Raw genomic sequence first — 26313 nt, forward strand, 5'->3', positions numbered from 1 at the left:
CGCGGACGACGCCGACCGAGGACGAAGCAGTGGACGAAGCCGAGGACCTGGACCTCCGCGAAGCACAGGAGGAGTTCCAGGCCGCCCGTGGCAGCCTGTTCGGCATCGCCTACCGGATGCTCGGCAGCGTGAGCGAGGCCGAGGACGTCCTGCAGGACGCCTGGATCCGCTGGCAGACCTACGACCGTTCCAAGGTGGAGAACCCCCGGGCGTTCCTCGCGACGACGGTGACGAGGCTCGCGATCAACGTGCTCAAGTCGGCCCGGGCCCGCCGCGAGACCTACGTCGGGCCCTGGCTGCCCGAGCCGGTGGACACCGAGAGCGACCCCGCCCTCGGCGCCGTGAACGGCGAGGCGCTCGAAGTGGCGGTGCTGATGCTCCTGGAGAAGCTCACGCCCGCCGAACGCGCCGCCTACGTGCTCCGGGAGGCGTTCGAGTACCCGTACACGCAGATCGCGGAGATCATCGGCCAGTCCAACGCCAACGCGCGCCAACTGGTCAGCCGGGCGCGCAAGCACCTGGCCGCGGAGAAGCGGGCCAGTGTCGTGTCCACCGACCACCAGCGGTTCCTGACGGCGTTCGTCGCGGCCGCCAAGGCGGGTGAAGTGGGCGTGCTGGAGAACATGTTCGCCGAGGACGTCGTGTCGTACTCCGACGGCGGAGGCGAGGTGCGGGCGTCGAAGTTCCCCGTCGTGGGCCGTCATCGGGTGGCCAAGTACATCCACGCGTTCGCCGACCGCTTCTGGGTGGGTGTGACCGTGGAGCCCGCGCTGGTGAACGGCAGGCCCGCCGCGAAGCTGTTGCGGGACGGCGTCGTCTTCACCGTCGTCACCGTGAGCGTCACCCCGGAGGGCATCGACCGGGTGATGTGGATGATGAACCCCTCGAAACTGGGCGCCATGGCCGCGTGACGGTACGCGGACCTCCCCCGGCGCCGCCCGGGCGGCGCCGGGGGAGTGCCACGCGTCAGTCGACGAAGTACGAGTCGTGCTTGTCCAGGAACGCGGCGCGCTCCTCCTCGGTGGCACCGCCCATCTGCGACATCTTCTCGAAGTACTCCTCGCGCGGTGCGCCCGGCGTGAAGAGCAGCAGCATCTCGGCCGGGGTGTCGGAGTCGTTGCGGAAGGCGTGCAGCCCGCCCTGCGGGACGTGCAGGAAGTCGCCCTCCTCCGCGTCGACCCACTTCTCGCCGTTGTAGAGGCGGACGGTTCCGCTCAGGATGAAGAAGGACTCCGAGATGGTCCGGTGGAAGTGCGTCTTGGGACCGCCGGCGTTCGCCCTCATCATGACGCGGTAGAGCCCGTACTCGCCCCGCGTCATGTCCGTGGTGGCCAGGTAGTGGATGCCGTCCCCGGCCTGGCCGACGTTCGGCGGGGTGCTCGCCGGGCGGAAGTTCGCGTTGATCTCGCCGGTGTCCCCGAAGTACACCTGCTGTGGATACGACATGCCTACCATCCCTTGCTCGCGTCGCGTGCGCCGAGCGCACCGGCGGGGCGGGTGCCGGCCGTAGCGGCCGTCCGTCCGTGACCACGCCCCTCCGAGGTAAGACCGAGGTCCCCGGGCGGGTGTGACAGTCCATGGAGGTCAGGCGACCGCGACGACGCCCACCGCCGCCATGCCGTCGTCCGCGCGCAGGAGGATGTCGTAGAGATAGGTGTCGCCCGCGCGGGGCGTCACGACCTGGCGGGCCCCCGAGGGCAGCGGGCGCGACACGGTCTCGTGCCGTTCGCCGGGCCCCGATCCGCTGACGGCCACGAGCCTGACCGGCGTTCTGCCGATGTTCTCCAGCGTAACGGAACGGGTCCTCGGACACTTGTCGCCGAGTTCGTCGGTGCAGTGGAAGCGCACATCGCCGAAGTCGGCCAGCCCGCAGGAGACGTCGGTGGCGAAGCTGAAGCGCGCCGAGCAGACCGCCCCGACGCGCAGCTCCGTCGCGGGCGGCGGCGAGGCTTGGACCTCCTTGCGGGGCGGGCTGTCCGTGCACGCCGCGGCGAACGGCACGAGCGCGACGGTGCTGACGAGTACGGCGGACAGGAGCGCGGTGCGCACGAGGGCTCCAGAGGAAGGAAGGCGGGAACAGCCGGGTGCCGCACCGGTCGGGGTGCGGGTGGGCGTGGGCGGGTGCGGCGCGGAGTCGCCGTGGACGTCGGTCAGCCCGTGCCGGCCTGAAGTCGAGTCCCCGGGAACGTAGCAGACAGTGTTGACGCGTTCGGCGGGCGGAGGGGGGTGCCCACCCCCTTCGGGACGGTTGTCATCACCCGATATCGCCGTATATAGGCGCTATGTGATCACAGTGTTCGCCACTGAGCGGGCATGCTCTGTCACACCGACAGGGGCTGCGTTGTCTTACTGGTGACGGAGAGAAACAGAGGGAACCATGCGCGAGATCCTGATCGTCGGCGGCGGCTACGCGGGCTTCTACACGGCCTGGGGCCTGGAGAAGACCCTTCGGCCCGGGGAAGCACGGGTCACCGTCGTCGACCCGCGTCCCTATATGACCTACCAGCCGTTCCTGCCGGAAGTGACCGCCGGTTCGGTGGAGGCACGCCACGCCGCCGTGTCGCTGCGGCGCCACCTGCACAAGACCCGCCTGGTCGCGGGAAGCGTGACCGAGATCCGCCACGCCGACCGGACGGTTACCGTCCGGCCCGTGAACGGTGAGGAGTACGAACTCCGCTACGACACGCTCGTCGTCACCGCCGGCGCGGTGACCCGCACCTTCCCCATCCCGGGCCTCGCCCAGAGCGCCATCGGCCTCAAGCACGTCGAGGAGGCGGTCGCCGTCCGCGACCGGCTGCTGACGGCGTTCGACCAGGCGGCCTCGCTGCCGCCCGGGCCCGAGCGGCGGAAGCTGCTCACCGTCACCTTCGTGGGCGGCGGCTTCTCCGGTGTCGAGGGCTTCGGCGAACTGCTCTCGCTCGCGACCGCGATGCTCAAGTCCTACCCCGAACTGAGCCTGGGTGAGCTGTCGTTCCACCTCATCGAGGCCCGGGGCCGCATCCTGCCCGAGGTGACCGACAAGCCCGGTGCCTGGGTCGTGCGCCACCTGGAGCGGCGCGGCGCCCATGTTCACCTCGACACCCAGCTGGTCTCCGCCGAGGACGGACACGTCGTGCTGTCCAACGGGGAGGAGTTCGACTCGGAACTCATCGTCTGGACCGCGGGCAACGCCTCGAACCCGGTCGTGCACAACCACACCGACCTGCCGGTCGACGAGCGCGGACTGCTGGTCGTGCGCCCCGACCTCCGGGTGGGCACGGACGGCGACCCCGTGCCGGACGTGTGGGCGGCCGGGGACGACGCGGCCGTGCCCGACCTGGCCTCGCCCGTGCCGGGGGCGCGCACGGTGCCCAACGCCCAGCACGCGGTCCGGCAGGGCAAGCGGCTGGCGAAGAACATCCTGGCGAGCCTGCGCGGCGGCAAGGTCCGGGACTACCGCCACAGCAGCCTCGGCGTGGTCGCCACGCTGGGCCTGGGACGCGGCATCTTCCAGTACAAGGCCATCGTCATCAAGGGCTTCCCGGCCTGGCTGATGCACCGCGGCTACCACGTGCTCGCCGTGCCCACCTGGGAGCGGAAGGTCCGGGTCCTCACCGTCTGGCTCACCGCGGCCCTGTTCGGCCGGGACCTCGTCTCTCTCGCCTCCGTGCAGCACCCGCGGGACGCGTTCGTCACCAGCGCCGCACCCCGGCGCCCCGCGGAGCGACAGGCGGGCGACCACGCGGCGGTGTGAGCGCCGGAAGCCTGACCCACCGCCTCCAGGGGAGCACGCAGCCCCTGGAGGCGGTCGCGTCCTGTGCCTCCGCGACTGACCCGCACCCTCGATTTGTGACCCTCCGTGACATCGCCCTTTCGGCGGGCGGAACTTCAGCCACGGATGAATAACGTGTCACTTCTTTTCGAAACACCATGGGATTGATTTTGCGCGGTTCTTGGCGATGCGCCGGAAGGTGCGCCCAGTTTGCGGCATTTGTCCAGCGTATGATGTGAGCCGACGGTGGGTTGTGGGCCTCTGGCGCACACCGTGTACTCACCCGAGGCCCTTTGTTTCGGTGGCCGGTGACGATTTTCTCTCGCCATTTCTGTCACACGATCGGGTCTCTGCCGGTCTATTCAGCGGAAGTGATGGGAGAAATCATGACGCTCGGTGACCGAAGCCTGTGTAGTGGCCACCCATGTGGAACATCGTGTGACACCCTTGTGTCGCGCGGCTGGGAGCTGCCCGTAAATGACCTCTGACCGGATGGGTGACGTGTGCGCTTGCCGGCCACCAGGTGACGGTGATGCCGTGCGAGTGGACGAAGCCCGGGGGAAGGCCGATGCCGAGCCGTCCCCCTCCGCACAGGGTCTCGACGAGGCCGCCGGCGTCTTCATGGAACTTCAGCCGCGCCTGTTCGGCATCGCGTACCGCGTGCTCGGCAGTGCGGTCGAGGCAGAGGACGTCGTGCAGGAGGTCTGGCTGCGCTGGCAGAAGACCGACCGCTCCGCGGTGCTCAGCCCGGCCGCCTTCCTCTCCACCACCACGACCCGCCTGGCCATCAACGTCGCCCAGTCCGCCCGTGTGCGCCGGGAGACCTACATCGGGCCCTGGCTGCCCGAACCCGTCGACACGAGTGCCGACCCCGAGGTGGGCGCCCAGCGCGCCGAGGCCGTGGAACTCGCTCTGCTCCTGGTACTGGAGCGACTGACCCCCATGGAACGCGCGGCCTATGTCCTGCGGGAGGCGTTCGACTACGCCTATCCGGAGATCGCCGGGATACTGCAGGTCAGCCTCGTCAACGCACGCAAGATAGTCAGCCGGGCCCGCAAGCACGTGATGGCCGAGCGCCGCGAGACGGTGGACTCCGCGGAACACCGGCGACTGCGCGAGGCCTTCGTCTCCGCGGCCCGGACCGGGGACCTGGCCCCGCTGGAGGCACTGCTGGCCCCCGACGTCGCGGACCCCCCGCGTGAACGCGGCGGTCCGCGGGGTGCGGGAACGGCCCGCACCGTTCCCGATGCCGTCAGGAGCCGATGACGGGGCGGACGGAGCGGGCCGGGTGGTTCCAGGGCCGGAGCTTGTCGGGGTTGAGGACGATCCAGGCCTGCGAGACCCGGTCGTCGGCGACGTCCAGGCTGATGACCGCCGCCACCTGGCCCCCGTAGCGGGCCACCAGCCCGGTGCGGCCGTTGACGGCGTGGGCGGTCAGGGTCACCCGCTGGTGGTGGGCGAGCAGGGTCAGCAGACTGCGCGCGACCGGCTCGGCACCGTGGACCGGCCGGACCAGTGACCGCAGCTTCCCGCCCCCGTCGAAGAACGCCGTGGCGTCCGGGCACATCAACGCCGACAAACGCACCGCGTCGTCGCTCAGGCACGCCTCGCGCACCGCGCGCGCCACGGCGTCGTGCTCCTCCGGCGTCGCGGTGTGCGACCTGCAGGCGCGGATCGCACGCCGTGCGCGATCGGCGAGTTCGGCGCACTCCGGCTCCGAACGCCCCACCACGTCCGCGACCGTGCCCAGCGCCATCCCGAAGCAGCCGTTGAGCACGAACGCCGCCCGCTCCGCGGGCGCCAGCGCGTCCAGCGCGGTCAGCAGGACCTCACCGATCTCGTGCTGCAGCTCGACGCCCACCTGCGGACGCGCCGTGTCCGCGGCGGCCGGTCCCGCGTACCCGGCAGACGTGGCCAGGCGGGCCAGGCAGATCCCGCCCACCGTCTTCACCAGCCATGCCCCGGGCGACTCGATCGCCCTGCGTGCGGCCTCGGGCAGCTCGAACCACTGCCGGTAGGCCTCGTCGACGACCGACTCGGCCTGCGCCGACCCGCCCACCATCCACAGGGCCACGTCCAGCAAGTGCCGGCGCTCGTCCAGCAACTCCGCGATCGGGACCGCGTCATCGGAGAAATCCATGGCGTTGACCTCCCTCGTCCGCGATACCGACAGGGAACCGTTTTCCCGTCCTGCTGGTGAGACCGGACGGGCGGGGACCTTGTGACATTGCGCTCCTTCGCCACCGCACCGGCAATGCCGCGCGGACGGCGCACGTCACACTTTCGCCGCGGGATCGGTCATATACGTGGAAGGTGCACGAGAGTGCCGATCTGCGACCCGCCATGGGTGGAACATGAATGGTGACAGGAACATGGGAAGCGTCAGCCGGTCCGCGGAATCGCAACAGTCCGGCAGAGGCGCGAAGGTCGCCGAATGGTTCGGCGGGCGACTGGGCACCGACACCCGTTCCGGATCATCCGTCAGACGGAAAGCGTTCCCCAGCCACTGGTCCTTCATGCTGGGGGAGATATCCCTCTACAGTTTCTTCATTCTCGTCCTCACGGGAATCTACCTTTCGCTGTACTTCCACCCGTCCATGACGCCGGTGGAGTACCAGGGCAGTTACGCACCGCTGCGGGGCCTGACGGTGTCCGAGGCCTTCGACTCGACGATGCGCATCTCCTTCGAGGTGCGCGGCGGCCTGCTGATCCGCCAGGCCCACCACTGGGCGGCGCTGGTCTTCGTCGCCAGCATGTTCGTCCACATGCTGCGGGTCTTCTTCACCGGAGCCTTCCGCAAACCGCGCGAACTCAACTGGGTGCTCGGCTTCTCGCTGCTGGTCCTGGGCATGTTCGAGGGCCTGACGGGCTACGACCTCCCGGACGACCTGCTGTCCGGGACCGGGCTCATGGTCGTGAACGGGACCATCCTCTCCATCCCGCTCGTCGGAACCTACCTGTCGATGTTCCTCTTCGGCGGCGAGTACCCGGGCAAGGACCTGATCGCGCACTTCAACACCCTGCACGTCGTGGTGATCCCCGCCCTCATGGCCGGCATCCTCGTCGCCCACCTGGTCCTGGCGCGCCGTCACCGGCACACCCAGTACCCGGGGCCCGGGCGCACCGAGAGGAACACCGTCGGTCTGCCCTTCCGCGTGTACGCCGTGAAGTCGGGGGCGTACTTCCTGCTGGTCACCGGGGTCGTCTTCATCATCGCCTCGCTCGTGCAGATCAACCCCATCTGGCTGTACGGCCCCTACCGGCCCGACCAGGTCACCGCGGGATCGCAACCCGACTGGTACATGGGAGTCCTCGACGGGCTGCTGCGCGTGATGCCGGGCTGGGAGGTCGTCCTCTGGGGCCACACCCTGGCCCTGGACAACCTCGTGCCGCTGCTGGCGGGTGCCGGGCTCTTCCTCGCCCTGGGCGCCTATCCGTTCGTCGAGGCCTGGGTCACCAAGGACGGCAAGCGCGACCACCACCTCCTCGACAGGCCGCGCAACCGGCCGGTGCGCACGGCCCTGGGCGCGGCGTGGGTCAGCGTGTACGCGGTGGCGCTGGTGGGAGCCGCCAACGACCTGATCGCCCTCCGGCTGCACATGTCGGTCAACGCCGTGACCTGGGCCGTCCGGATCGGCCTGTTCGTCGTGCCCTTCGTCGTCTTCGCCGTGACGAAGCGATGGGCCCTCGCCCTCCAGCGCAGCGACCGGGAAGAGGTGTTGCACGGCCGCGAGACCGGGGTCATCAAGCGGATGCCGGACGGTGAGTACATCGAGGTCCACCGGCCCCTCGGCCGGGAGAAGCTCCACCTCCTCACCCAGCACGAGCAGTACGCGCCCATCCGCATCTCCGCGGACGGCAGCGCCTCCCGTAGCGAGCGGCTGCGCGCGCTGCTCAGCCGGGGCCTGTACGGAAAGGGGACGCAGATTCCCAAACCCACCGTGCGGGAATACGAGGAGATCGCCCACGACGACGGTGACGGCACCGTTATCCACTGAGCTGTCACAGATTCACCCGTTCCCTTGTCGAAAAGGGTGAAGGAAAACGCACGACCTTTCCGAACTTGGGAGTTCGACACATGAGCAAGCCCGTTCTCGAGCCCGCGGCCCAGGGAATAGCGGACGCCACGGCAAAGCCGCCGTTCCTGTACGAGCTCGGTGCGGAGGGCGCCCGCAAGGTCCTCGACGACATCCAGGCGGCGCCGGTCGAGAAGTACGACGTCCGCGAAAAGTGGATCACCGTGCCCGCGGAGGTCGGCGACGTACGGGTGCGCATCGTCAGGCCCGTGGGCGCGGACGAGGTCCTGCCTGTCGTGCTGTACGTGCACGGCGGCGGCTGGGTGCTCGGCAACGCGGGCACGCACGACCGCCTCGTGCGGGAACTGGCGGTGCTGGCGCACGCCGCGGTGGTGTTCGTGGAGTACGACCGCTCGCCCGAGGTCCGCTACCCGGTGGCGATCGAGCAGGCGTACGCGACGGCCCGCTGGGTCACCGCGAAGGGCGCGGACGAGGGCCTGGACGCCTCCCGCATGGCCGTCGCCGGCGACTCCGTCGGCGGCAACATGACCGCGGCCCTGACGATCATGGCCAAGCGGCGCGGCGACGTGACCTTCGTCCACCAGTCGCTCTACTACCCCGTGACCGACGCGGCCCAGGACACCGGCAGCTACCGGGAGTTCGCCGACGGCCCGCACCTGACCGCCAAGGCCATGGCCTGGTTCTGGGACTGCTACACCACCGACCCGGCGGAGCGGGCGGAGATCACCGCCTCGCCGCTGCGCGCGAGCCTGCAGGACCTCGAAGGGCTGCCGCCGGCGCTGGTCATCACCGACGAGAACGACGTGCTGCGCGACGAGGGCGAGGCCTACGCACGCAAGCTGACCCAGGCCGGCGTCCCCACCGTCAGCGTCCGCTACAACGGCACGCTGCACGACTTCATGATGCTCAACCCCGTCCGTTCCACGCAGGCGACCGGCGCCGCGATGGAGCAGGCGACCCGTGCGCTGCACACCGCGCTGCACGGCAACTGACCGCCCCACCCACCACGCCACCGGAGGGCGGCCGCGTGACGCGCCGCCCGCACCGGTGAACCCAGGTGGCCCGGACGCGAACATCGCCGTCCGACGCCCGCGAGCCACCTCCTCCAGACGTACGGCAGCCACTGCCGTACCCACCCACCGCAGGCCTCCGTCCCGGGGCCGGGTGGTGACACAACCAACACCTGCCTCGAAAGGGCCAACCCGTGAACCGTCATGCCCGCTACCGGACCCTCCGCACCCCGCTCACCGTCATGGCGACGGTGACCGTCGCCGCCGGTCTGCTCGCCGCCACCATCGGTCCCGCCAGCGCCACCAAGGGCGGCGGCCACGCCCCCACGCAGCACCCCAAGCCGACCGTGGTCCTCGTCCACGGCGCGTTCGCCGACTCCTCCAGCTGGAACGACGTCGTCAAGAAGCTGAAGCACGACGGCTACCCCGTGGTGGCCGCGTCCAACCCGCTGCGCGGGCTCAGCAGCGACGCCGCCTACGTCAGGGAACTCGTGGACAGCATCAAGGGCCCCGTGGTCCTCGCCGGCCACTCCTACGGCGGCGCCGTCATCTCCAACGCCGCCTACGGCTCCGACAAGGTCAAGGCCCTGGTCTACCTGGCCGCCTTCATGCCCGACAAGGGCGAGAACGCCTTCGATCTGTCGCTGAAGTTCGAGGGCAGCACGCTCGGCGACGCCCTGAAGCAGGTGCCGGTCACGCTCCCCGACGGCTCCAAGGGCGTCGACCTCTACATCGACCAGCCCAAGTTCCACGACCAGTTCGCCGCGGACGTTCCGGAGTACACCGCGGAGATCATGGCGGCCACCCAGCGCCCCGTGTCCGGCGGCGCGCTCTACGAGCCCTCCGGCGAGCCCGCGTGGAAGACCATTCCTTCCTGGGTCCTGGTGGCCTCGAAGGACCGCAACATCCCCCGCGAGCTCCAGGTCTTCATGGCCAAGCGCGCCAAGTCCCACGTGGAGGAGGTCCGTTCCTCCCACGCGGTGAGCGTCTCCCACGCGAAGGAGAGCGCCCGCATCATCGAGGAAGCGGCGCGTTCCGTCCGCTGACGCCGACGCGGAGAACCGGCGGGCGGGGCGGCGCATCACGCGCCGCCCCGTCCGTCCTTCGTCGGTACTCCCCGCCGCAGACCTCAGCCGTGCACGACGTGGACGCCGGCCGCCCGCTCCGCGCGGTCGGCCAGTGCCGTGAGGCCGACGGACGGCTCGGACGCCAGCGCCTCACCCACGAGCGCCCCCACGTCGACCGCCGCGGTCCGTCGGGCCGTCGGGCGCGTGAAGCCGGTGACGACCCAGCGGCCGCCCACGGGCGAGGCCGAGTCCTCGAGCCACGCCCAGTGCGCACCGTGCACACTGATCAGGTACTCCCCGAGGCAGGCCGTCAGCAGCGTGTGCAGCCGCGTCCACTCCTCCCCGTCCAGGAGGGCGGGGATCTCGTGTGCCAGGTTCTCGTCCAGGACGCGGACCGCGGCGCCGGGATCCGTCCGCAGCAGACCGGGAGCGTGACCGAGACCGGCCAGGAGGTCCCCGGCACGGCCGCGGCATGCGGCGGCCCAATCGGTGACGTCCAGGGCGGCGGTATCGGTACTCATACCCGCAGGGATATCAGAGGGGATCCGACCGCCCGCACGGCGCCCCCCTTGCACCCGCCGCAGCGGCCGCCGAAATCGCGTTGTCGGCCCCCGCGCCGCCGCGAGAGCATCCGTGCATGGCCGAGCCCTCCGCAACCCTCCGCTCCGACCAGGCCGTACTGCGCCGCTGGCGCACCGGCGACCTCGACGCCCTGGACCGCGCGATCAGCGAGTCCGTGGAGCACCTGGTGCCCTGGATGCCGTGGGCCGCCGACCACGGCAGAGACCGCACCGCCGACTTCCTGGCCCGCAGCCACGAGGAGTGGGCGACCGGAGAGGCGTTCGCCTACGCGATCACGTCGGACGACACGGTGATCGGCGGCTGCGGCCTCCACCGCCGCATCGACGCCGGCGGCCTGGAGATCGGGTACTGGCTCCACCCCCGGTGGACCGGACGCGGCCTCGCCACGGCGGCCGTGGCCGCCCTCGTCGGCGAGGGCTTCACCCTGCCCGGCATCGAGCGGCTGGAGATCCATTACGACGCCGCCAACGAGTCCAGCGGCGCCGTCGCCCGGCGCCTCGGCTTCACCGAGGTCGCACGTGTCCGCAGGCCGGAGGGACCCTCCGCTCCCGGCGAGGTGGGGATCGAGGTCGTCCGGCGGCTGACCGCCGGCCAGTGGCGGCCGCGGGATCGGTCAGGAATGGAGAAGCCCCCGCCGGCGGCCCGCGGCTAGCGTGACGGGCATGGACATCACCATTCACTGGACCTTCCTCCCGCACACCGACCCCGAGGCCTCGCTCGCCTTCTACCGCGACATCCTCGGCTTCAAGGTCCGCAACGACGTCGGCTACGGCGACATGCGCTGGATCACCGTCGGCCCCGCCGACCAGCCCGGCACCTCGGTCGTCCTGGAGCCGCCCGCCGGCGACCCGGCGATCACCGAGGACGAGCGCCGCGCCATCACCGGGATGATGGCCAAGGGCACCTACGCCCGGCTCGTCCTCGCCACGCCCGACCTCGACGGCGTCTTCGAGCGGCTGGTGGCGGGCGGCGCCGAGGTCGTCCAGGAGCCGACCGAGCAGCCGTACGGGATCCGCGACTGCGCCTTCCGCGACCCGGCGGGCAACACGATCCGGTTCAACGAGGTCCGCTGACGCCTCCCGCTGCTCCCCGCTCCCCGTACGGACACCCCCGGGCCGGGAACCCGTCAGCCGCCCGGCCCGTTCGACGGGGACCGGCCCGAACCGGGAGCGGGGCGGCCCGGCGGACGGCTACCGTGGCCGCGACCGCGCCGACGAGGGGACGCCGGACATACGTGTCCGAAGCCGGTCATATCGAGTCAGGCGACGCCGACGGAGACCGCGTGGGCGGCCCCGCACGCACCAGACAGATGGAGAGACGACACACATGGCCAAGAAGGCGGACGCGCAGTCGCCTGCGCCGCACGTTGCCGACAGCCACGATCTGATCCGCGTGCACGGCGCACGTGAGAACAACCTGAAGGACGTCAGCATCGAGATCCCGAAGCGCCGGCTGACGGTGTTCACCGGCGTCTCCGGCTCGGGCAAGAGCTCCCTCGTCTTCAACACCATCGCCGCGGAGTCGCAGCGGCTGATCAACGAGACCTACAGCGCCTTCGTGCAGGGCTTCATGCCGACGCTGGCCCGTCCCGAGGTGGACGTCCTCGACGGGCTGACCACGGCGATCACCGTCGACCAGCAGCGGCTGGGGGCCGACCCCCGCTCCACCGTCGGCACCGTCACCGACGCCAACGCCATGCTGCGCATCCTCTTCAGCCGGCTCGGCACCCCGCACATCGGCCCGCCCAGCGCGTACGCCTTCAACGTCCCCTCCGTCCGCGCCAGCGGCGCGATCACCGTCGAGCGCGGCGCGAGCAAGGCCGAGAAGGTCTCCTTCACCCGCACCGGCGGCATGTGCCCGCGCTGCGAGGGCCGGGGCACGGTCTCCGACATCGACCTGAGCCGGCTCTTCGACGACTCCAAGTCGATCAACGAGGGCGCCATCACCGTCCCCGGCTACAAGGGCGGCGGCTGGAACTCCCGGCTCTACGCCGAGTCCGGCTTCTTCGACCCGGACAAGCCGATCAGCAAGTTCACCAAGCAGGAGCTCCACGACTTCCTGCACCGCGAGCCGACCCGGATGAAGATCGCCGGCATCAACATGACCTACGAGGGGCTGATCCCGCGGGTCCAGAAGTCGATGCTCTCCAAGGACAAGGAGGCGATGCAGCCGCACATCCGCGAGTTCGTGGACCACGCCGTCGCCTTCACCACCTGCCCCGAGTGCGACGGCACCCGGCTCAGTGAGGGCGCCCGGGCGTCGAAGATCGCCGGGACGAGCATCGCCGACGCGTGCGCGATGCAGATCAGCGACCTGGCGGAGTGGGTACGCGGCCTCGACGAGCCCTCGGTCGCGCCGCTGCTCACCAAGCTGCAGCACACCCTCGAGTCGTTCGTGGAGATCGGACTCGGCTACCTCTCGCTCGAGCGGCCGTCGGGCACCCTCTCGGGCGGCGAGGCGCAGCGCGTCAAGATGATCCGCCACCTCGGCTCCTCGCTCACCGACACCACGTACGTCTTCGACGAGCCCACCACCGGTCTGCACCCGCACGACATCCAGCGGATGAACGGCCTGCTGCTGCGGCTGCGCGACAAGGGCAACACGGTGCTCGTCGTGGAGCACAAGCCGGAGACCATCGCGATCGCCGACCACGTCGTCGACCTCGGCCCCGGCGCCGGCACGGCCGGCGGCACCGTCTGCTTCGAGGGCGACATCGAGGGGCTGCGCGCCAGCGGCACCATCACCGGCCGCCACTTCGACGACCGCGCCTCCCTGAAGGAGACGGCCCGCAAGCCCACCGGCCACCTCGAGATCCGCGGCGCCACGGCACACAACCTGCGCGACGTCGACGTCGACGTCCCGCTCGGGGTGCTCGCCGTCATCACCGGCGTCGCGGGCTCCGGCAAGAGCTCGCTCGTGCACGGGTCCATCCCCGCCGGTGCCGGTGTGGTGTCCGTCGACCAGAGCCCCATCCGCGGCTCGCGCCGCAGCAACCCGGCGACGTACACCGGGCTGCTCGACCCGATCCGCAAGGCGTTCGCCAAGGCCAACGACGTCAAGCCCGCGCTGTTCAGCGCCAACTCCGAGGGCGCCTGCCCCACGTGCAACGGCGCCGGCGTCGTCTACACCGACCTGGCGATGATGGCCGGCGTCGCCAGCACCTGCGAGGAGTGCGAGGGCAAGCGGTTCCAGGCCTCCGTGCTCGAGTACCACCTCGGCGGGCGCGACATCAGCGAGGTGCTCGCCATGTCGGTCACCGACGCCGAGGAGTTCTTCGGCGCCGGCGACGCGCACACCCCCGCCGCGCACCGCATCCTCGGCCGGCTCGCCGACGTCGGGCTCGGCTACCTCAGCCTCGGCCAGCCCCTCACCACGCTGTCCGGCGGTGAGCGCCAGCGGCTGAAGCTGGCCACGCACATGGCCGACAAGGGCGGCGTGTACGTCCTCGACGAGCCCACCGCCGGCCTGCACCTCGCGGACGTCGAGCAGCTGCTCGGCCTGCTGGACCGCCTCGTGGAGTCCGGCAAGTCCGTCATCGTCGTCGAGCACCACCAGGCGGTCATGGCCCACGCCGACTGGATCATCGACCTCGGCCCCGGCGCCGGCCACGACGGCGGCCGGATCGTCTTCGAGGGCACCCCGGCGGACCTCGTCGCCGACCGCTCCACCCTCACCGGCCGGCACCTGGCCGACTACGTCGGCGCCTGAGGCGCGGCCTCCGCATGACGGCGCGGGGGCCGGGGCGATCACGTCCCGGCCCCCCCGCGGCCCTCAGTAGCGGGCGCTGTGGGCCCGCAGCAGCGGAGAGGGCGTCGACGGGCGGCCGTCGACGCTCGCCCCGGCGAACTGGAGCATCGGCGCCAGCGTCGCGTTGTTGTGGGCGGGGAAGTTCAGCGCGGGCGTGGACACCTCGTCGAGCGCTCCGCGCTGGGCCGCTGTGAGGGTGACGTCCAGGGCCCGCAGGTTGGCCTCGAACTGGTCCATGCGCCGCGCGCCGATGAGCGTGGACGTGACCCCGGGGCGCCCCTGCACCCACGCCAGGGCGACGGCGGCCGGGTCGGCGCCCGCGTCGGCGGCGACGGCGTGGAGCGCGTCGATGACCTTGTAGTCGGCCTCGCCGGGGACGCCGACGAGGTGCGTGCGCGTGGTGTCCACCGGCCGGGTGGAGGCGCTCGAGTACTTGCCGGACAGGAACCCGCTGCGCAGCGGCCCCCAGGGCATCACCGCCATGCCGAGGGCCTGGGCCATCGGGATCAGCTCGCCCTCCGAGGTGCGTTCGAGCAGGGAGTACTCCAGTTGCAGCGCGACGATCGGCGCCCATCCGCGGAAGCGCGCGATGGTGGCGGCCTCGGCCGTCGCCCACGCCGGCACGTCGGAGAACCCGACGTAGCGGATCCTGCCGTCGCGGACCAGGTCGTCGAGGGCGCGCAGGGTCTCCTCGACGGGTGTGACCGGGTCGAAGTTGTGGAGCCAGTAGATGTCGACGTAGTCGGTGCGCAGCCGCCGCAGCGAGTTCTCCAGCTGTTGCACGATCGCCTTGCGGCCGGGTCCGCCGCCGTTGGGGTCGTTCTCGTGGAGGTTGCCGAAGAACTTGGTGCCGATCACGACCCGGTCGCGCAGCGCGGACCGGCCGGCGAAGTAGTCGCCGATGATCTTCTCGGAGTGTCCGTTGGTGTAGATGTTCGCGGTGTCGATCGAGTTGCCGCCGCGGTCGAGGTAGGCGGCCAGGATGTTCGCGGACTCCTCGGGACCGCAGCCCCATCCGTGATCCTCACCGAAGGTCATCGTGCCCAGGGTGAACGGGCTGACGCGCAGTCCCGAGCGGCCGAGCGTGACGTAGGAATCGAGCGACATGACGGGGCTTCCTCACGGGGAACGGGGTCGGGGACGCCGGATCGGCCGTCCCCAGGTGCTCCTCCATTCGATCCCGCCGCCCGCCGTTCCCCTAGACCGATCGGCGCGCATCGTTGCACGATCCGCTCACCCCCGCCCCGATCATGAGCGCACCTGTCACCGTCTCGTGGTCCACTGGGGGGATGCGTCACCTGGATGAGATCGGCGAGCGGATCACGCGACTGTCCTCGGGGAGCCCGCAGCCGCGGTGGATCGAGGACATGGTGGTCTTCGCGAGCGGCCGCGTCACCGAACCGATGGGCACGGTCAACGCCCCGATGATGGCGCTGACGGTCCAGGGGGCGAAGCGATCCGTCCTCGGTGACCGGATCTTCGACTACCGGGCGGGGCAGTACCTGGTCGCGACCGTCGAGCTGCCGCTGACCTCGCAGATCAGCCGCGCCACGCCCGCGGAGCCGTTCATCGGGTTCGGGCTTCCGCTGCGGCCGGCGCTCATCGCGCAGCTGCTGCTCGAGGCCGCCCCCGTCCCGGCCCTCCCGTACGAGGGGCCGGGCCTGGCCACCAGCGACGCCGACGACCGGCTGCTGGACGCGGTCCTGCGGCTGCTGCGCCTGCTGGACGAGCCCCGTGACGTGCCCGTACTGGCTCCCGGGGTGCGACGCGAGATCCACTGGCGGCTGCTGAACGGGCCGCAGGGAGCGTTGATCCGGCAGATCGGGCGCGCCGACAGCCGCATGTCCCTCGTGGCCCGCGCGATCGAGTGGATCAAGGTCCACTACGACGAGGTCATCCGGATCGAGGAGGTCGCCCGCGAGGTGGGCATGAGCGTCTCCTCGCTGAACCGGCACTTCCGCGCCGTGACCGCCATGAGCCCCCTGCAGTTCCAGAAGCAGATCCGGTTGCAGAAGGCCCGCCTGCAACTCATCGCGGCACCGGACGACGTCGCCGCCGTCGGTCACGCCGTCGGGTACGACAGCGCCTCGCAGTTCAGCCGCGAGTACCGCCGCATGTTCGGAGCCCCGCCGGGCCGGGACGCGGCCCGCCTGCAGACCGCGGCGGTCGTCCGGGAGTAGCCGCCCCCGCCGACCGCCTCGCGTGTCGAGGAAGCCGTCGGTCCGTGCGGGTCCGGGAGATCCGATCACCGTCCTGGCAGGATGGCGGCATGGAACGTGTGCTTGGAATCGGCGGACACTTCGTGCGTGCCGCCGACCCGGCGGCCCTGAGCGCCTGGTACCGCGACTGCCTGGGGCTGGACGCCGATCGGAACGGCCTGTGGACCCAGGAACCCGGGCCCACGGTCTTCGCGGCCTTCGAGTCCGGGACCGACTACTTCGGGTCCCGCACCCAGCAGACCATGCTCAACTTCCGGGTCCGCGACCTGGACGCGATGCTCGCGCAACTGCGCGCGAAGGGCGCGGACGTGGCCGCGGAGACCGAGGACATGGACGGTGTCGGCCGCTTCGGCTGGGTCACCGACCCCGAGGGCAACCGCATCGAGCTGTGGCAGCCCGCCTGACCGGTGGCCCCTCGGGGATCAGTGGTCCTCGCCCGGGTCCTGTTCCGGGAGGAGGCCGGAGGCGCGCAGTCCGTCGAGGGCCTCGGCGACGGCGATCATGCGGTCGGCGACGTCGGCGAGTTCGCGGCGCAGCTCGATGACGCGCAGTTCCAGTGCGACGGCCTGGGCGCTGAGGGTCAGGGCGGTGGCCGAGACGTCGGGGCGGTGGTCGGGGGAGCCGGTCATCACAGGGCCTCCGGGCCGAGTTGCAGCGCGGCGACGCTGAGTTCGAGCCGTACCTTGTCGCTGAGCAGGACGCCCCCGGTCTGCAGGGGGACGTTCCAGTCGAGTCCCCAGTCGGAACGCCGGAGGGTGGCCGAGCCCTCGAAGCCGACCCGCCACTGCCCGTCGGCGTCGCGGGCGGTGCCGCCGTAGGCGAGGTCGACGTGCACGGGCAGCTCGATGTCCTTGATCGTCAGGTTCCCCGTCATGCGGAAGCCGTTCCCGCCCGAGGGAGCGACCGCGGTGGAGCGGAAGACCATGAGGGGGAAGGTCGCGGAGTCCAGGAAGTCGGGGCCGGTGATGTGGGAGTCCCGCGCCCGGAGGCCCGTGGTCAGGCTGCCGGTCTGCACGCTCACATGGGCCTCGGAGCGGGCCGGCCGGAGCCCGTCGAGCCGCAGGAAGCCCTCGAAGGCCGTGAATCCGCCCCGCACCCGGGTGACCATGGCGTGCCGGACGGAGAAGCCGACCGCGCTGTGGACCGGGTCGATGACGTACGCACCGGTAAGTTCCTCCCGCGGACGGGCGCCTGGAACGGTGGTTTCCGCGCAATTCCTGGGCATGGCGGGTCGGCACCTCTTCGTACGGGTGGGTCTCGGGAGGCTGCGGTGGCCCCCGCCGGGGCGGGGGCCACCCGCGGGGGTCACCGCTGCTGCTGCGCGAACCAGTCGGCGAAACGGGTGGCGCCCAGCTGCGCGCCGGGGCCGGGGACGAGGGAGCCGTCCTGCAGCTCGGAGCCGTAGTAGCGGGCGTGCGGGTCCGCGACGACCTTGCGGGGGTCGTTCTGGGCGGTCAGCACGTCACGGATCAGCTCGTCGAAGCGGAACATGTCCGGGCCGGCGATCTCCACCACGCCGTTGAGGGGCGTGCCGGCCGCGGTGCGGGCGACGGCCGTGGCCACGTCGTCGGAGTAGATGGGCTGGAACTTCACGGGCGGGATGCGCACCGTGTCACCCTCGGTCCCCGCGTCCGCGATGCCGTTCGCGAACTCGAAGAACTGCGTCGCGTGGACGATGGAGTAGGGCATGCCCGACGCCTTGATCAGCTCCTCCTGGGCCAGCTTGGCGCGGAAGTAGCCGTTGTCCGGGAGCCGGTCGGTGCCGACGATGGAGAGCGCGACGTGGTGGGTGACACCGGCCTCCGCGTTCGCCTTCAGGAGGTTGCCGGTGCAGGTGCGGAAGAAGTTCATCACGGCCTCGTCCTCCCAGGAGGGCGAGTTGGAGACGTCGACCACGACCTGCGCGCCCTGCAGGACCTCGGCGAGGCCCTCGCCGGTCAGGGTGTTGACGCCGGTGTTGGGGGAGGCCGCGACGGCCTCGTGCCCGTGGTCGTTGAGCTTGCTGACGACCTTCGAACCGATCAGCCCGGTTCCGCCGATGACTACGACCTTCATATTGGAGTCCTCTCGGGTGTTCTCGTGCGCGGGGCGCATGGTGCGGTGACTCGCCCACCGGCACCGGCCGGTACGTGATCGCCGGTACGTGTTCGCCGGTATTGACCGGGTGGCGGAGCGGTTTGTGACAGGGGCCCGGCGTGGCGGGCCCCGTACCTCACACGGCGTGGCCTGCGGCCGGCCGCTACTCGACGAGCTTGCCCTCGGTGGAGACGTCCTGCATCAGGGCGGCGATCTCCTCGGGGACGGCCGGGATGCTCTCGCGGGTGACGCCGGTCTTCGGGGACCAGACGAGGTTGACCCGCAGCGCGGGGTCCGACTCCGGGTAGTCGCTGCGGTTGTGGCAGCCGCGGGTCTCGCGACGCTCCAGTGCCGACTCCAGCGTGGCGCGTGCCGCCAGGGCCGCGGACTTGAGGTCGAAGGCGTGTGCGAGGTCCTGGTAGCCGGCGATGTCGGGGTGGATCCCGACGGACTCCATCCGCTTCTCGATGGCGTCGAGTTCCGCCAGGCCCGCGCGCAGGCCCTCCTCGTCGCGTACGACGCCCGCGTGCTCGGTCATCGTGTTGCGGATGGCGCGCTGCAGGGCGCGGACGTTCTCCGGCCCGTCCGCCGCCAGCAGGTCGTCGACCTCGGCGCGGGCCGCAGCGATCGCCGCCGCGGAGCGCGGCAGCGAGGTCAGCCCCAGCGAGTAGGCGGCGGCCGCCTGACCCGTGATGCGGCCGAAGACCAGCAGCTCGATGAGGCTGTTGCCGCCCAGGCGGTTCGCGCCGTGCAGGCCGCTGGACGCCTCGCCGATGGCGTACAGGCCGCGGACGTCGGTGCTGTGGTCCTCGGGCCGCACCCAGACGCCGCCCATCGAGTAGTGCGCGGTCGGCGCGATCTCGATCGGGTCGCGGGTGATGTCCAGCATCTGCAGGTCCAGCAGCGTCTGGTAGACCCGGGGGAGCCGGTTCATGATGGTCTGCCGAGGCAGGTGGGAGACGTCCAGCCACACGGCGCCCTTGGGGGTGCCGCGGCCCTCCTTGATCTCCGTGTACGAGGCGAGCGCCACGCGGTCGCGGGTGGACAGCTCCATCCGCTCGGGGTCGTAGCGGCTCATGAACCGCTCGCCGAGCGCGTTGCGCAGGATGCCGCCCTCACCGCGGGCCGCCTCGCTGACGAGGGTGCCGGCCGCGTTCTCCGGCTCGATGATGCCGGAGGGGTGGAACTGGACGAGCTCGGCGTCGCGCAGCCGGGCGCCGGCCTCCACGGCCAGGCGGAAGGAGTCACCGGTGTTCTCGTCGCGGCGGGAGGAGGTGCGCCGCCAGATCCGGGTGTGGCCGCCGGCCGCGAGGATGACAGCGTCGGCGTGGATGAGATAGCGCGTGCCGTCCGTGAGGTCGAAGCCGTACGCCCCGAACACGGCGCCGTCGTGCTCCAGGATGCGGGTGATGTAGACGCCCTCGAGCACCGGGATGCCGAGCTGCTCCGTCCGGCGGACGAGGGTGCGCTGGATCTCCAGGCCGGTGTAGTCGCCGGCGAAGGCGGTGCGGCGGTACCGGTGCGCGCCGAAGAAGCGCTGCGAGATCCGGCCGTCCTCCTCCCGGGCGAAGGCCATGCCGTACCGCTCCAGGTCGTCGATGCCCCGGGCCGCGCCCTGGGTGACGATCTCCACGGTGCGGGGGTCGGCCAGCAGGTAGCTCTCCTTGAGCGTGTCCGCGGCGTGCTGCTGCCAGCTGTCCTCGGGGTCCATGGTGGCCAGCGCGGCGTTGATGCCCCCGGCCGCGAGCGCGGTGTGGGCGTCGTCCTTGGGCCGCTTGCCGACCGCGAGGACGTCGACACCGGCCTCCGCCAGTTCGATCGCCGCTCGCAGTCCTGCTCCTCCGGTGCCGATCACCAGCACCATGGTGGAAATGTGTTGTTCAGTGAGGGCCACGGTCCGCTCCGATCGCCTTGGTTGTCACTGAGTACGACCGGGCGGTCGGGCCATCTGTGACACCGGTTTCCCGCCCGTGGGCGTGGGACGGGCCGGACCGGCCGTCCCCACGCCCACGCGGCCGGGCCGTCAGGCGGTGACGCGGTCCAGCGGCACGCCCGGGTCGGCGAGGCGGGCGTCGTCGACCGCGGCGCGCGAGGTGATCAGGTCGCGGACCGGCTCGATGACGTCCCACACGTTGACGTTCATGCCGGCCTGGATGCGGTCGCCCGACATCCAGAAGGCGACGAACTCCCGCGCGGCCTTGTCCCCGCGGAAGACGACGCGGTCGTAGCCGCCGGGCTCCACGTAGCCGGTGTACTCCATGCCGAGGTCGTACTGGTCGGTGTAGAAGTACGGCAGCCGGTCGTAGACGGCGTCCTTGCCGAGCATGCCCTGCGCGGCCGTGGCCGGCTGGTTCAGCGCGTTGGCCCAGTGCTCGACGCGGATGTGGCGGTCGAGGAACGGGTGGTAGGCGTTGGCGACGTCGCCCGCGGCGAAGACGTCCGGCGCGGAGGTGCGCAGGTGGGCGTCGGTGACGATGCCGTTGCGCACCTCCAGCCCGGCCGCCTCGGCGAGCTGCACGTTGGGGGTGATGCCGACGCCCACGACCACGGCGTCCGCGGGGAGGTGCGTGCCGTCGGCGAGCTGCACCCCGTCGGCGCGTCCGCCGCTGCCGGTGATGCGCTCCACCTGCGCGCCGTGCCGCAGGACCACGCCGTGGTCGGTGTGCAGGGCCGCGAAGACCTCGGCCGCCTCGCGCCCGAGCACCCTGAGCAGCGGCAGCTCCTCGTGCTCCAGCACCGTCACCTCCGCCCCGGCCTGCCGGGCGGCCGCGGCGGTCTCCAGGCCGATCCACCCGGCGCCGATGACGACGATCCGCGCGCCCGCGGTGAAGGCGGCCTTGAGCCGCTCGCTGTCGCCCACACGGCGCAGGTAGAGCACGTTGTCCAGGTCCGCCCCGGGGACGGGCAGACGGCGCGGGGTCGAACCGGTGGCCAGGAGCAGCCTGGTGTACGGCATGCGCCGCCCGCCGTCGAGCTCGACCTCCTTGGCGCCCGCGTCGAGCCCGGTGACCGTGGTGCCGAGGCGCAGGTCGACGTCGTGCTTGTCGTACCAGTCGTCGGGGTGGACGAAGATCGAGTCGCGGGTCTCCTTGCCGAGCAGATAGCCCTTCGAGAGGGGCGGGCGGACGTAGGGCCTGTCCGGTTCGTCGCCGATGAGAACGAGCCGGCCGTCGTAGCCGTTCTCCCGCAGCGCCTCCACCGCCTTGCCCGCGGCCAGACCGCCTCCGACGATCACGAAAGTGTTCTCAGGGGACACGATGCACCTCATCTCGGATGTCGCATGCTGCGAACCATGTACGGAGAGTCAACCACCAGACCGCTCGGCACTCCGTTGTGTGACACAGCCGTCGTGTCGCGGGGCCGTCCGGCGGGCGTGTTTGTCACATCGCCAGGGGTGTTCCGGTCATAGGGCTGATCGAAGGACGCCCGGGGCGGACGGCCCACCGGTGTTCGTCCCCGCCGCGACCTGGGAGCAGAGGGTGACCTACGTCATCGCGCAGCCCTGTATCGACGTCAAGGACCGGGCCTGCGTCGCCGAATGCCCGGTGGACTGCATCTACGAGGGCGGCCGGACGCTCTACATCAACCCCGTCGAATGCGTGGACTGCCGGGCCTGCGAGCCCGTGTGCCCGGTCGAGGCGATCTTCCACGAGGACGACCTTCCGCAGGGGTGGGCGCGGTACAAGGACGTCAACGCCGAGTACTTCGAGTCCGTTTCGCCCTCCGGCGGGCACGGCAGACCGCTGGTCGGAGACGGGGACCACCCCTATGTGGCGGAGCTGCCGCCGCAGGGGTCCCGGAAGAAGGACATCGCCGTCTTCGCCATCGGCAAGGAGGAGGCCGAGGAAGCCGACCTCTGGTTCCCGTTGTGACGGTCCGGGGGGACATGGGCACGGGCGTGGAGGCGGACGAGGCCCGGTGGTGAACCCCTTCGCGCGTACCCGGCCGCGGAGCGGACGGCCCGCGAGGCACGGGCCCCGCCTCGTGGAACTCGGCCCCCAGGACCTCGAACTCGCCGTGGCCATGCACCTGCGGTGCTCGCCCGGCACGCTGTGGAGCCGCTACCACCGGGCGATGGGTGATCCCCGGTCCTATCTGCGCACCCTGCTGGCCAGACCGGGAGCCGTGCACCTGGGCGTCCAGCAGCCGGCCGGGGACCTCGTGGCCGTGGGGCACCTGATGCCGGACCGCGGTAACGCGGAGGCGGCGCTGCTCGTCGAGGACGCGTGGCAGAACAGCGGGCTCGGCAGCCGGCTCCTGCGCCATCTCGGGCACCGTGCGGTCGGCGCCGGATGGAAGGAGGTCTACGGGCTCGTCCTGCCCGGTGACGCGAAGATCTCCGCCATCCTGTCCCACACCTCCGTCCCGGTGCACACCGTGTACGAGGAGGGCGTGACGACCCTCTGGGCGAAGACCGCCGACATCGAGGCCGAGGACGTCCCCGCCGACGTGTGGTGACGGGCGGGGTCAGCGGACGTGCCGCTGTCACAGATTCGGACGCTGCGCGGTCTGACCCCCGGAAGGCGCAAATCGGGCATTTGCCCGCCTGTTCGGCCTGCCTGGGGACAAGACCCCGAGGACAAGACCCTGAGGAAGAGACCGCGAGGACAAGACTTCGATGACCTGCACAGATGTGGTGACGCTTGGTAACCGCGTGAACGCTCCCGGGATATCCGACTCGGCGTTCGCGATCTTCGACGAGCGGGGGACGGTGGTCGCATGGACGACGGCCGCCGAGCGTCTGGTCGGATACGCCGCCGGTGACGTGGTCGGCCTGTCCGCCGCACTTGTGCTGCCGTCCTTCGGGGACGCTCCCTCGATGTCGGACTTCACCCGGCAGCGGCTCGCCGAGGACGGCTGGCCGGGCACTGCGGCGGTGACCCACCGGGACGGGCGGGTCATCGACGTCAGCCTGCGGATCACGATGCTGCGGGGCCTGAACGGGGCGACGCGCTGGCTCGCGTCCCTGACCGACGCCGGCGCCCTCTCCGGGGACGCGACGAGCCGATCCGTGTGGGGGCCGCTCCTCGCCCGCGCGCCCATCGGGGTCGTCATCCGCGACCCGCAACTGCGCTGCGTCTTCGCCAACGACGTGATGGCGGAGCACGACGGGATCTCGTGCGGCCGGCGACTCGGACGACGGTTCGTCGACGTACTGGCCGGCCCCAAGGCCGGCGCGCTCGAGACGGTGATGCGGCAGGTGCTCGAGAGCGGCACCACCAAGGTGCACGAGTACCGGACCTGGCTGCCGGTGAGCAAGGGCCGGGAGCATCCGTTCGCCGCGTCGTTCCACTGCCTCCAGGGCGCCGACGGCGAATCGCTCGGGGTCTGCGTCATCAGCGCCGACGTCGTCGAGAGCCGGCTGGCCCGCGAGCGCCTCGCCGCCGTCGGCGAGGCCAGCGCGCGCCTCGGCAGCACCCTGGACGTGATGCAGACCAGCCAGGAACTCGCCGACCTCGCCGTGCCGCTGCTCGCGGACTACGTCGCCGTGGACCTGGAGCAGTCCGTGCCGTTCAGCGAGGGTCCTCCGGCGCGCATCGACCCGGCGGGCGGGCGCCTCCCCGCGCTGCGGCGAGCCGGTCTGGCCTCGATCCACCCGGGGGCGCCGGAATCCGCCTGGGTGCGCGGCGAGCCGGTCACCGTGCCGCCCCGCTCGCCCTTCGCGTCCGTGCTGCGTACGGGCAGGTCCCACCTGGAGCCGATCCTGGACACCGCTCCGGGGATCTGGTTCGACGAGGACCCGGCCCTGGCCGCACGGATCCGCACGAACGGCGTCCATTCGCTGATGGTCGTCCCGATCCGCGCCCGGCGCGCGCTGCTGGGCGTCGTCCTGTTCATCCGCACCGTCGACCCGGAGCCGTTCCAGGAGGTCGACCTCCTGCTGGCCGAGGAACTCGTCAGGCGCGCCGCGGTGGCACTGGACAACGCACGCCAGTACGCACGCGAGCACACCGCGGCCCTCACCCTGCAACGCAACCTGCTCCCGCGCCGGTTGAAGGGCGGCACGGCCGTCGAGGCGGCCTCGCGCTACCTGCCGGCCGACATGGACCACGGGGTCGGCGGCGACTGGTTCGACGTCATCCCGCTGTCCGGCGCCCGGGTCGCCCTCGTCGTCGGTGACGTGGTCGGCCACGGTCTCCACGCCGCGGCCACCATGGGCACCCTCCGCGCCGCCGTCCGCACGCTGGCCGACATGGAACTGCCCCCCGCCGAACTGCTGCACCGGCTCGACGACACCGTCCAGCGACTCGTCGAGGAGGACACCGACCCCGCGGACCAGACGCCCGCCGTCGTGGGCGCCACCTGCCTGTACGCCGTCTACGACCCGGCCACCCGCGTGTGCGTCATGGCCCGCGCCGGGCATCCCCCGCCCGCGATCGTCGACCGCGAGGGAGGGGTCACCTTCCCCGACCTGCCCACCGGGGCGCCCCTGGGCATCGGCCTCGGGGACCCCTTCGAGGCGGTGGAACTGGAACTGCCCGAGGGCAGCCTGATCGCCCTCTACACCGATGGCCTGATCGAGAGCCGCGACGGCGACATCGAGGAAGGGATGCACCGCCTGGGTACCGCCCTCGCGGAACCGGACCGCTCCCTGGAGGAGCTCTGCACCCTCGCGACGGCGAGCCTCCCGGCGCAGGCACCCTCGGACGACGTCACCCTGCTCCTGGTCAGGACCCTGTCGCTCGGCGCGGCCCAGGTCGCCTCCTGGACGCTGCCCTGCGACGAGAGCGCCGTCCGCCACGCCCGGCGACTGGCCGCCGCCCAGCTCACCGACTGGGGGCTGGACGGGATCGAGCACTCCGCGAAACTGCTCGTCAGCGAGCTGGTCACCAACGCCGTCCGCCACGGCGCCGGCCCGATCGGCCTGCGACTGATCCGGCATCAGGCCCTGACCTGCGAAGTGTTCGACACCGACGTCTGCGTTCCGCGCCTGCGCAGCGCGCGCACCATGGACGAGAACGGCCGCGGCCTCTTCCTGGTCGGCCAGCTCTCCCGGCGCTGGGGGTCACGCTCGGCGGCCGGCGGCAAGGTCGTCTGGGCCGAACTGGACCTGGCCTCCGCACGCGCGTAGCCACGGCCGCCCCACGGCAACGACCGGGCGGCGAACACTGCCGGGGCCTGGAAGTGATCTCTGCGGCGCGGGACGGCGAGAATCCGGGCACCGACAGCTCGAACCCGGAGGGGACACACCCATGAGGCTCACCCGCGTTGCCCTGCTCGTCGCGGCCACCGCACTCAGCCCGGCGCTGCTCCTGGCCACCCCGGCGTCCGCCGGCGCCCTGCCGGCCCCGGGCACCCCGGCGACGGCCGCGACGGCCGCGCCCGGAACGCCGATCGACGAGATGTCCGAGGACGACCTCCGCATCGCGATCCTGCGCATCCTCGCGGACGAGGACTCCGGCCGGGCCGTCGTCCGAGAGGCTAACGAGGCCCTCGACGGCACCGTCGGCGACATGCGCGCCTTCCTGGAGACGGGTTTCCGTCTGGCGCGGGCGGAGGACGACCGCGTCGCGGTCTTCCGCATCCTGGCCGACAAGGACAGCGGCAAGGCCGTGGTCCGTGAGGCGACGCGGGCTCTGGAGGCGGACACCCCCGAGGCGCTGCGCGCCTTCCTGGAGACGGGTTTCCGTCTGGCGCGGGCGGAGGACGACCGCGTCGCCGTCTTCCGCATCCTGGCCGACCCCACGATCAGTGACGCGCTGCGCGCCGCCGCCGAGGCCGTCGTCGGCGGCACACCGGAGGAACTGCGGTACTTCCTGGAGACCGGGCAGTACGAGGTGGAGGGCTGAGGAGGAGGCCGCCGGGCGGACACGGCCCGGCGGC

General features: G+C 71.4%; 23 protein-coding genes and 2 pseudogenes. 15 read left to right on the top strand and 10 right to left on the bottom strand.

What is annotated here, in order from left to right; all coding sequences use genetic code 11:
- Nucleotides 1-29 precede the first annotated feature (29 nt).
- The gene (locus tag CHF15_RS37695) at nucleotides 30-911 is read left to right on the top strand and encodes an RNA polymerase sigma-70 factor (protein WP_089228447.1); all 882 of its coding nucleotides are present in this window, start codon (nucleotides 30-32) and stop codon (nucleotides 909-911) included.
- A 55-nt stretch (nucleotides 912-966) separates the two neighbouring features.
- On the opposite strand, the gene CHF15_RS37700 is transcribed toward CHF15_RS37695, so the two are convergent.
- The gene (locus tag CHF15_RS37700) at nucleotides 967-1446 is read right to left on the bottom strand and encodes a cupin domain-containing protein (protein ID WP_089228448.1); all 480 of its coding nucleotides are present in this window, start codon (nucleotides 1444-1446) and stop codon (nucleotides 967-969) included.
- Between the two features lie 138 nt (nucleotides 1447-1584).
- On the bottom strand, nucleotides 1585-2049 hold the full coding sequence (locus CHF15_RS37705; RefSeq protein WP_089228449.1) for a hypothetical protein: 465 nt from the start codon (nucleotides 2047-2049) through the stop codon (nucleotides 1585-1587).
- A 328-nt stretch (nucleotides 2050-2377) separates the two neighbouring features.
- On the opposite strand from CHF15_RS37705, the gene CHF15_RS37710 reads away from it, so the two are divergent.
- Entirely contained in the window at nucleotides 2378-3733 is a 1356-nt protein-coding gene (locus CHF15_RS37710; protein WP_089228450.1) for an NAD(P)/FAD-dependent oxidoreductase, read from the top strand.
- A gap of 639 nt (nucleotides 3734-4372) precedes the next feature.
- A pseudogene (locus tag CHF15_RS37715) lies at nucleotides 4373-4975 on the top strand (sigma-70 family RNA polymerase sigma factor); the annotation flags it as partial.
- Between the two features lie 28 nt (nucleotides 4976-5003).
- On the opposite strand, the gene CHF15_RS37720 reads toward CHF15_RS37715, so the two are convergent.
- A complete protein-coding gene (locus tag CHF15_RS37720; protein ID WP_089228452.1) occupies nucleotides 5004-5891 on the bottom strand; it encodes a sigma-70 family RNA polymerase sigma factor family protein in 888 nt (295 codons plus the stop codon).
- 232 nt (nucleotides 5892-6123) lie between these two features.
- Between CHF15_RS37720 and qcrB the strand changes: the two genes are divergently transcribed.
- The 3 genes from qcrB (at nucleotide 6124) to CHF15_RS37735 (ending at nucleotide 9844) form a co-directional block, all read left to right on the top strand.
- Nucleotides 6124-7749: a cytochrome bc1 complex cytochrome b subunit gene (gene qcrB, locus CHF15_RS37725; RefSeq protein WP_179280139.1), complete on the top strand. Its 1626-nt coding sequence runs from the start codon at nucleotides 6124-6126 to the stop codon at nucleotides 7747-7749.
- 80 nt (nucleotides 7750-7829) lie between these two features.
- Nucleotides 7830-8780: an alpha/beta hydrolase gene (locus CHF15_RS37730; protein WP_089228454.1), complete on the top strand. Its 951-nt coding sequence runs from the start codon at nucleotides 7830-7832 to the stop codon at nucleotides 8778-8780.
- Between the two features lie 212 nt (nucleotides 8781-8992).
- A complete protein-coding gene (locus CHF15_RS37735) occupies nucleotides 8993-9844 on the top strand; it encodes an alpha/beta fold hydrolase (protein ID WP_089228455.1) in 852 nt (283 codons plus the stop codon).
- Nucleotides 9845-9927: 83 nt separating this feature from the next.
- On the opposite strand, the gene CHF15_RS37740 is transcribed toward CHF15_RS37735, so the two are convergent.
- Complete coding sequence (locus CHF15_RS37740) at nucleotides 9928-10386, bottom strand: hypothetical protein (RefSeq protein ID WP_089228456.1); 459 nt, start codon at nucleotides 10384-10386, stop codon at nucleotides 9928-9930.
- Nucleotides 10387-10502: 116 nt separating this feature from the next.
- Between CHF15_RS37740 and CHF15_RS37745 the strand changes: the two genes are divergently transcribed.
- From CHF15_RS37745 to CHF15_RS37755, 3 genes are all read left to right on the top strand, one after another.
- On the top strand, nucleotides 10503-11099 hold the full coding sequence (locus CHF15_RS37745) for a GNAT family N-acetyltransferase (RefSeq protein ID WP_089228457.1): 597 nt from the start codon (nucleotides 10503-10505) through the stop codon (nucleotides 11097-11099).
- A gap of 10 nt (nucleotides 11100-11109) precedes the next feature.
- Nucleotides 11110-11520 (top strand): VOC family protein, encoded by a 411-nt coding sequence (locus CHF15_RS37750; RefSeq protein WP_089228485.1) that lies wholly within the window; start codon nucleotides 11110-11112, stop codon nucleotides 11518-11520.
- 253 nt (nucleotides 11521-11773) lie between these two features.
- Complete coding sequence (locus CHF15_RS37755; RefSeq protein ID WP_089228458.1) at nucleotides 11774-14155, top strand: ATP-binding cassette domain-containing protein; 2382 nt, start codon at nucleotides 11774-11776, stop codon at nucleotides 14153-14155.
- A 63-nt stretch (nucleotides 14156-14218) separates the two neighbouring features.
- Here CHF15_RS37755 and CHF15_RS37760 read toward each other — a convergent pair whose 3' ends face one another.
- On the bottom strand, nucleotides 14219-15301 hold the full coding sequence (locus CHF15_RS37760; protein WP_089228459.1) for an aldo/keto reductase: 1083 nt from the start codon (nucleotides 15299-15301) through the stop codon (nucleotides 14219-14221).
- A gap of 182 nt (nucleotides 15302-15483) precedes the next feature.
- Between CHF15_RS37760 and CHF15_RS37765 the strand changes: the two genes are divergently transcribed.
- A complete protein-coding gene (locus CHF15_RS37765) occupies nucleotides 15484-16374 on the top strand; it encodes an AraC family transcriptional regulator (protein WP_410169684.1) in 891 nt (296 codons plus the stop codon).
- Nucleotides 16375-16463: 89 nt separating this feature from the next.
- Entirely contained in the window at nucleotides 16464-16817 is a 354-nt protein-coding gene (locus CHF15_RS37770; RefSeq protein ID WP_089228460.1) for a VOC family protein, read from the top strand.
- Between the two features lie 18 nt (nucleotides 16818-16835).
- On the opposite strand, the gene CHF15_RS45255 is transcribed toward CHF15_RS37770, so the two are convergent.
- The 5 genes from CHF15_RS45255 to CHF15_RS37795 all read right to left on the bottom strand — a co-directional run bounded on the left by CHF15_RS45255 (nucleotide 16836) and on the right by CHF15_RS37795 (nucleotide 21745).
- On the bottom strand, nucleotides 16836-17042 hold the full coding sequence (locus CHF15_RS45255) for a hypothetical protein (RefSeq protein ID WP_089228461.1): 207 nt from the start codon (nucleotides 17040-17042) through the stop codon (nucleotides 16836-16838).
- Nucleotides 17042-17638 (bottom strand): YceI family protein, encoded by a 597-nt coding sequence (locus CHF15_RS37780; RefSeq protein WP_089228462.1) that lies wholly within the window; start codon nucleotides 17636-17638, stop codon nucleotides 17042-17044. The genes CHF15_RS45255 and CHF15_RS37780 overlap by 1 nt, the downstream gene beginning before the upstream one ends.
- Before the next feature lie 80 nt (nucleotides 17639-17718).
- Nucleotides 17719-18468 carry an SDR family oxidoreductase gene (locus tag CHF15_RS37785; protein ID WP_089228463.1) on the bottom strand — a complete coding sequence of 250 codons (750 nt, stop codon included), beginning with the start codon at nucleotides 18466-18468 and terminating at the stop codon, nucleotides 17719-17721.
- Nucleotides 18469-18652: 184 nt separating this feature from the next.
- Entirely contained in the window at nucleotides 18653-20353 is a 1701-nt protein-coding gene (locus CHF15_RS37790; protein ID WP_179280140.1) for an L-aspartate oxidase, read from the bottom strand.
- Between the two features lie 159 nt (nucleotides 20354-20512).
- Nucleotides 20513-21745, bottom strand: coding sequence for an NAD(P)/FAD-dependent oxidoreductase (locus tag CHF15_RS37795; RefSeq protein ID WP_245939258.1), 1233 nt, complete (start codon nucleotides 21743-21745; stop codon nucleotides 20513-20515).
- 223 nt (nucleotides 21746-21968) lie between these two features.
- On the opposite strand from CHF15_RS37795, the pseudogene fdxA reads away from it, so the two are divergent.
- From fdxA to CHF15_RS37815, 4 genes and pseudogenes are all read left to right on the top strand, one after another.
- Nucleotides 21969-22280 (top strand): annotated as a pseudogene (gene fdxA, locus CHF15_RS37800) (ferredoxin); the annotation flags it as partial.
- Between the two features lie 193 nt (nucleotides 22281-22473).
- Complete coding sequence (locus CHF15_RS37805) at nucleotides 22474-22947, top strand: GNAT family N-acetyltransferase (protein WP_245939259.1); 474 nt, start codon at nucleotides 22474-22476, stop codon at nucleotides 22945-22947.
- A gap of 160 nt (nucleotides 22948-23107) precedes the next feature.
- Nucleotides 23108-25561 (top strand): SpoIIE family protein phosphatase, encoded by a 2454-nt coding sequence (locus tag CHF15_RS37810; protein ID WP_179280141.1) that lies wholly within the window; start codon nucleotides 23108-23110, stop codon nucleotides 25559-25561.
- A gap of 121 nt (nucleotides 25562-25682) precedes the next feature.
- Nucleotides 25683-26279: an ALF repeat-containing protein gene (locus tag CHF15_RS37815; protein WP_089228467.1), complete on the top strand. Its 597-nt coding sequence runs from the start codon at nucleotides 25683-25685 to the stop codon at nucleotides 26277-26279.
- Nucleotides 26280-26313 lie beyond the last annotated feature (34 nt).

It is taken from the genome of Actinacidiphila glaucinigra (genome assembly GCF_900188405.1).
Classification (GTDB): domain Bacteria; phylum Actinomycetota; class Actinomycetes; order Streptomycetales; family Streptomycetaceae; genus Actinacidiphila; species Actinacidiphila glaucinigra.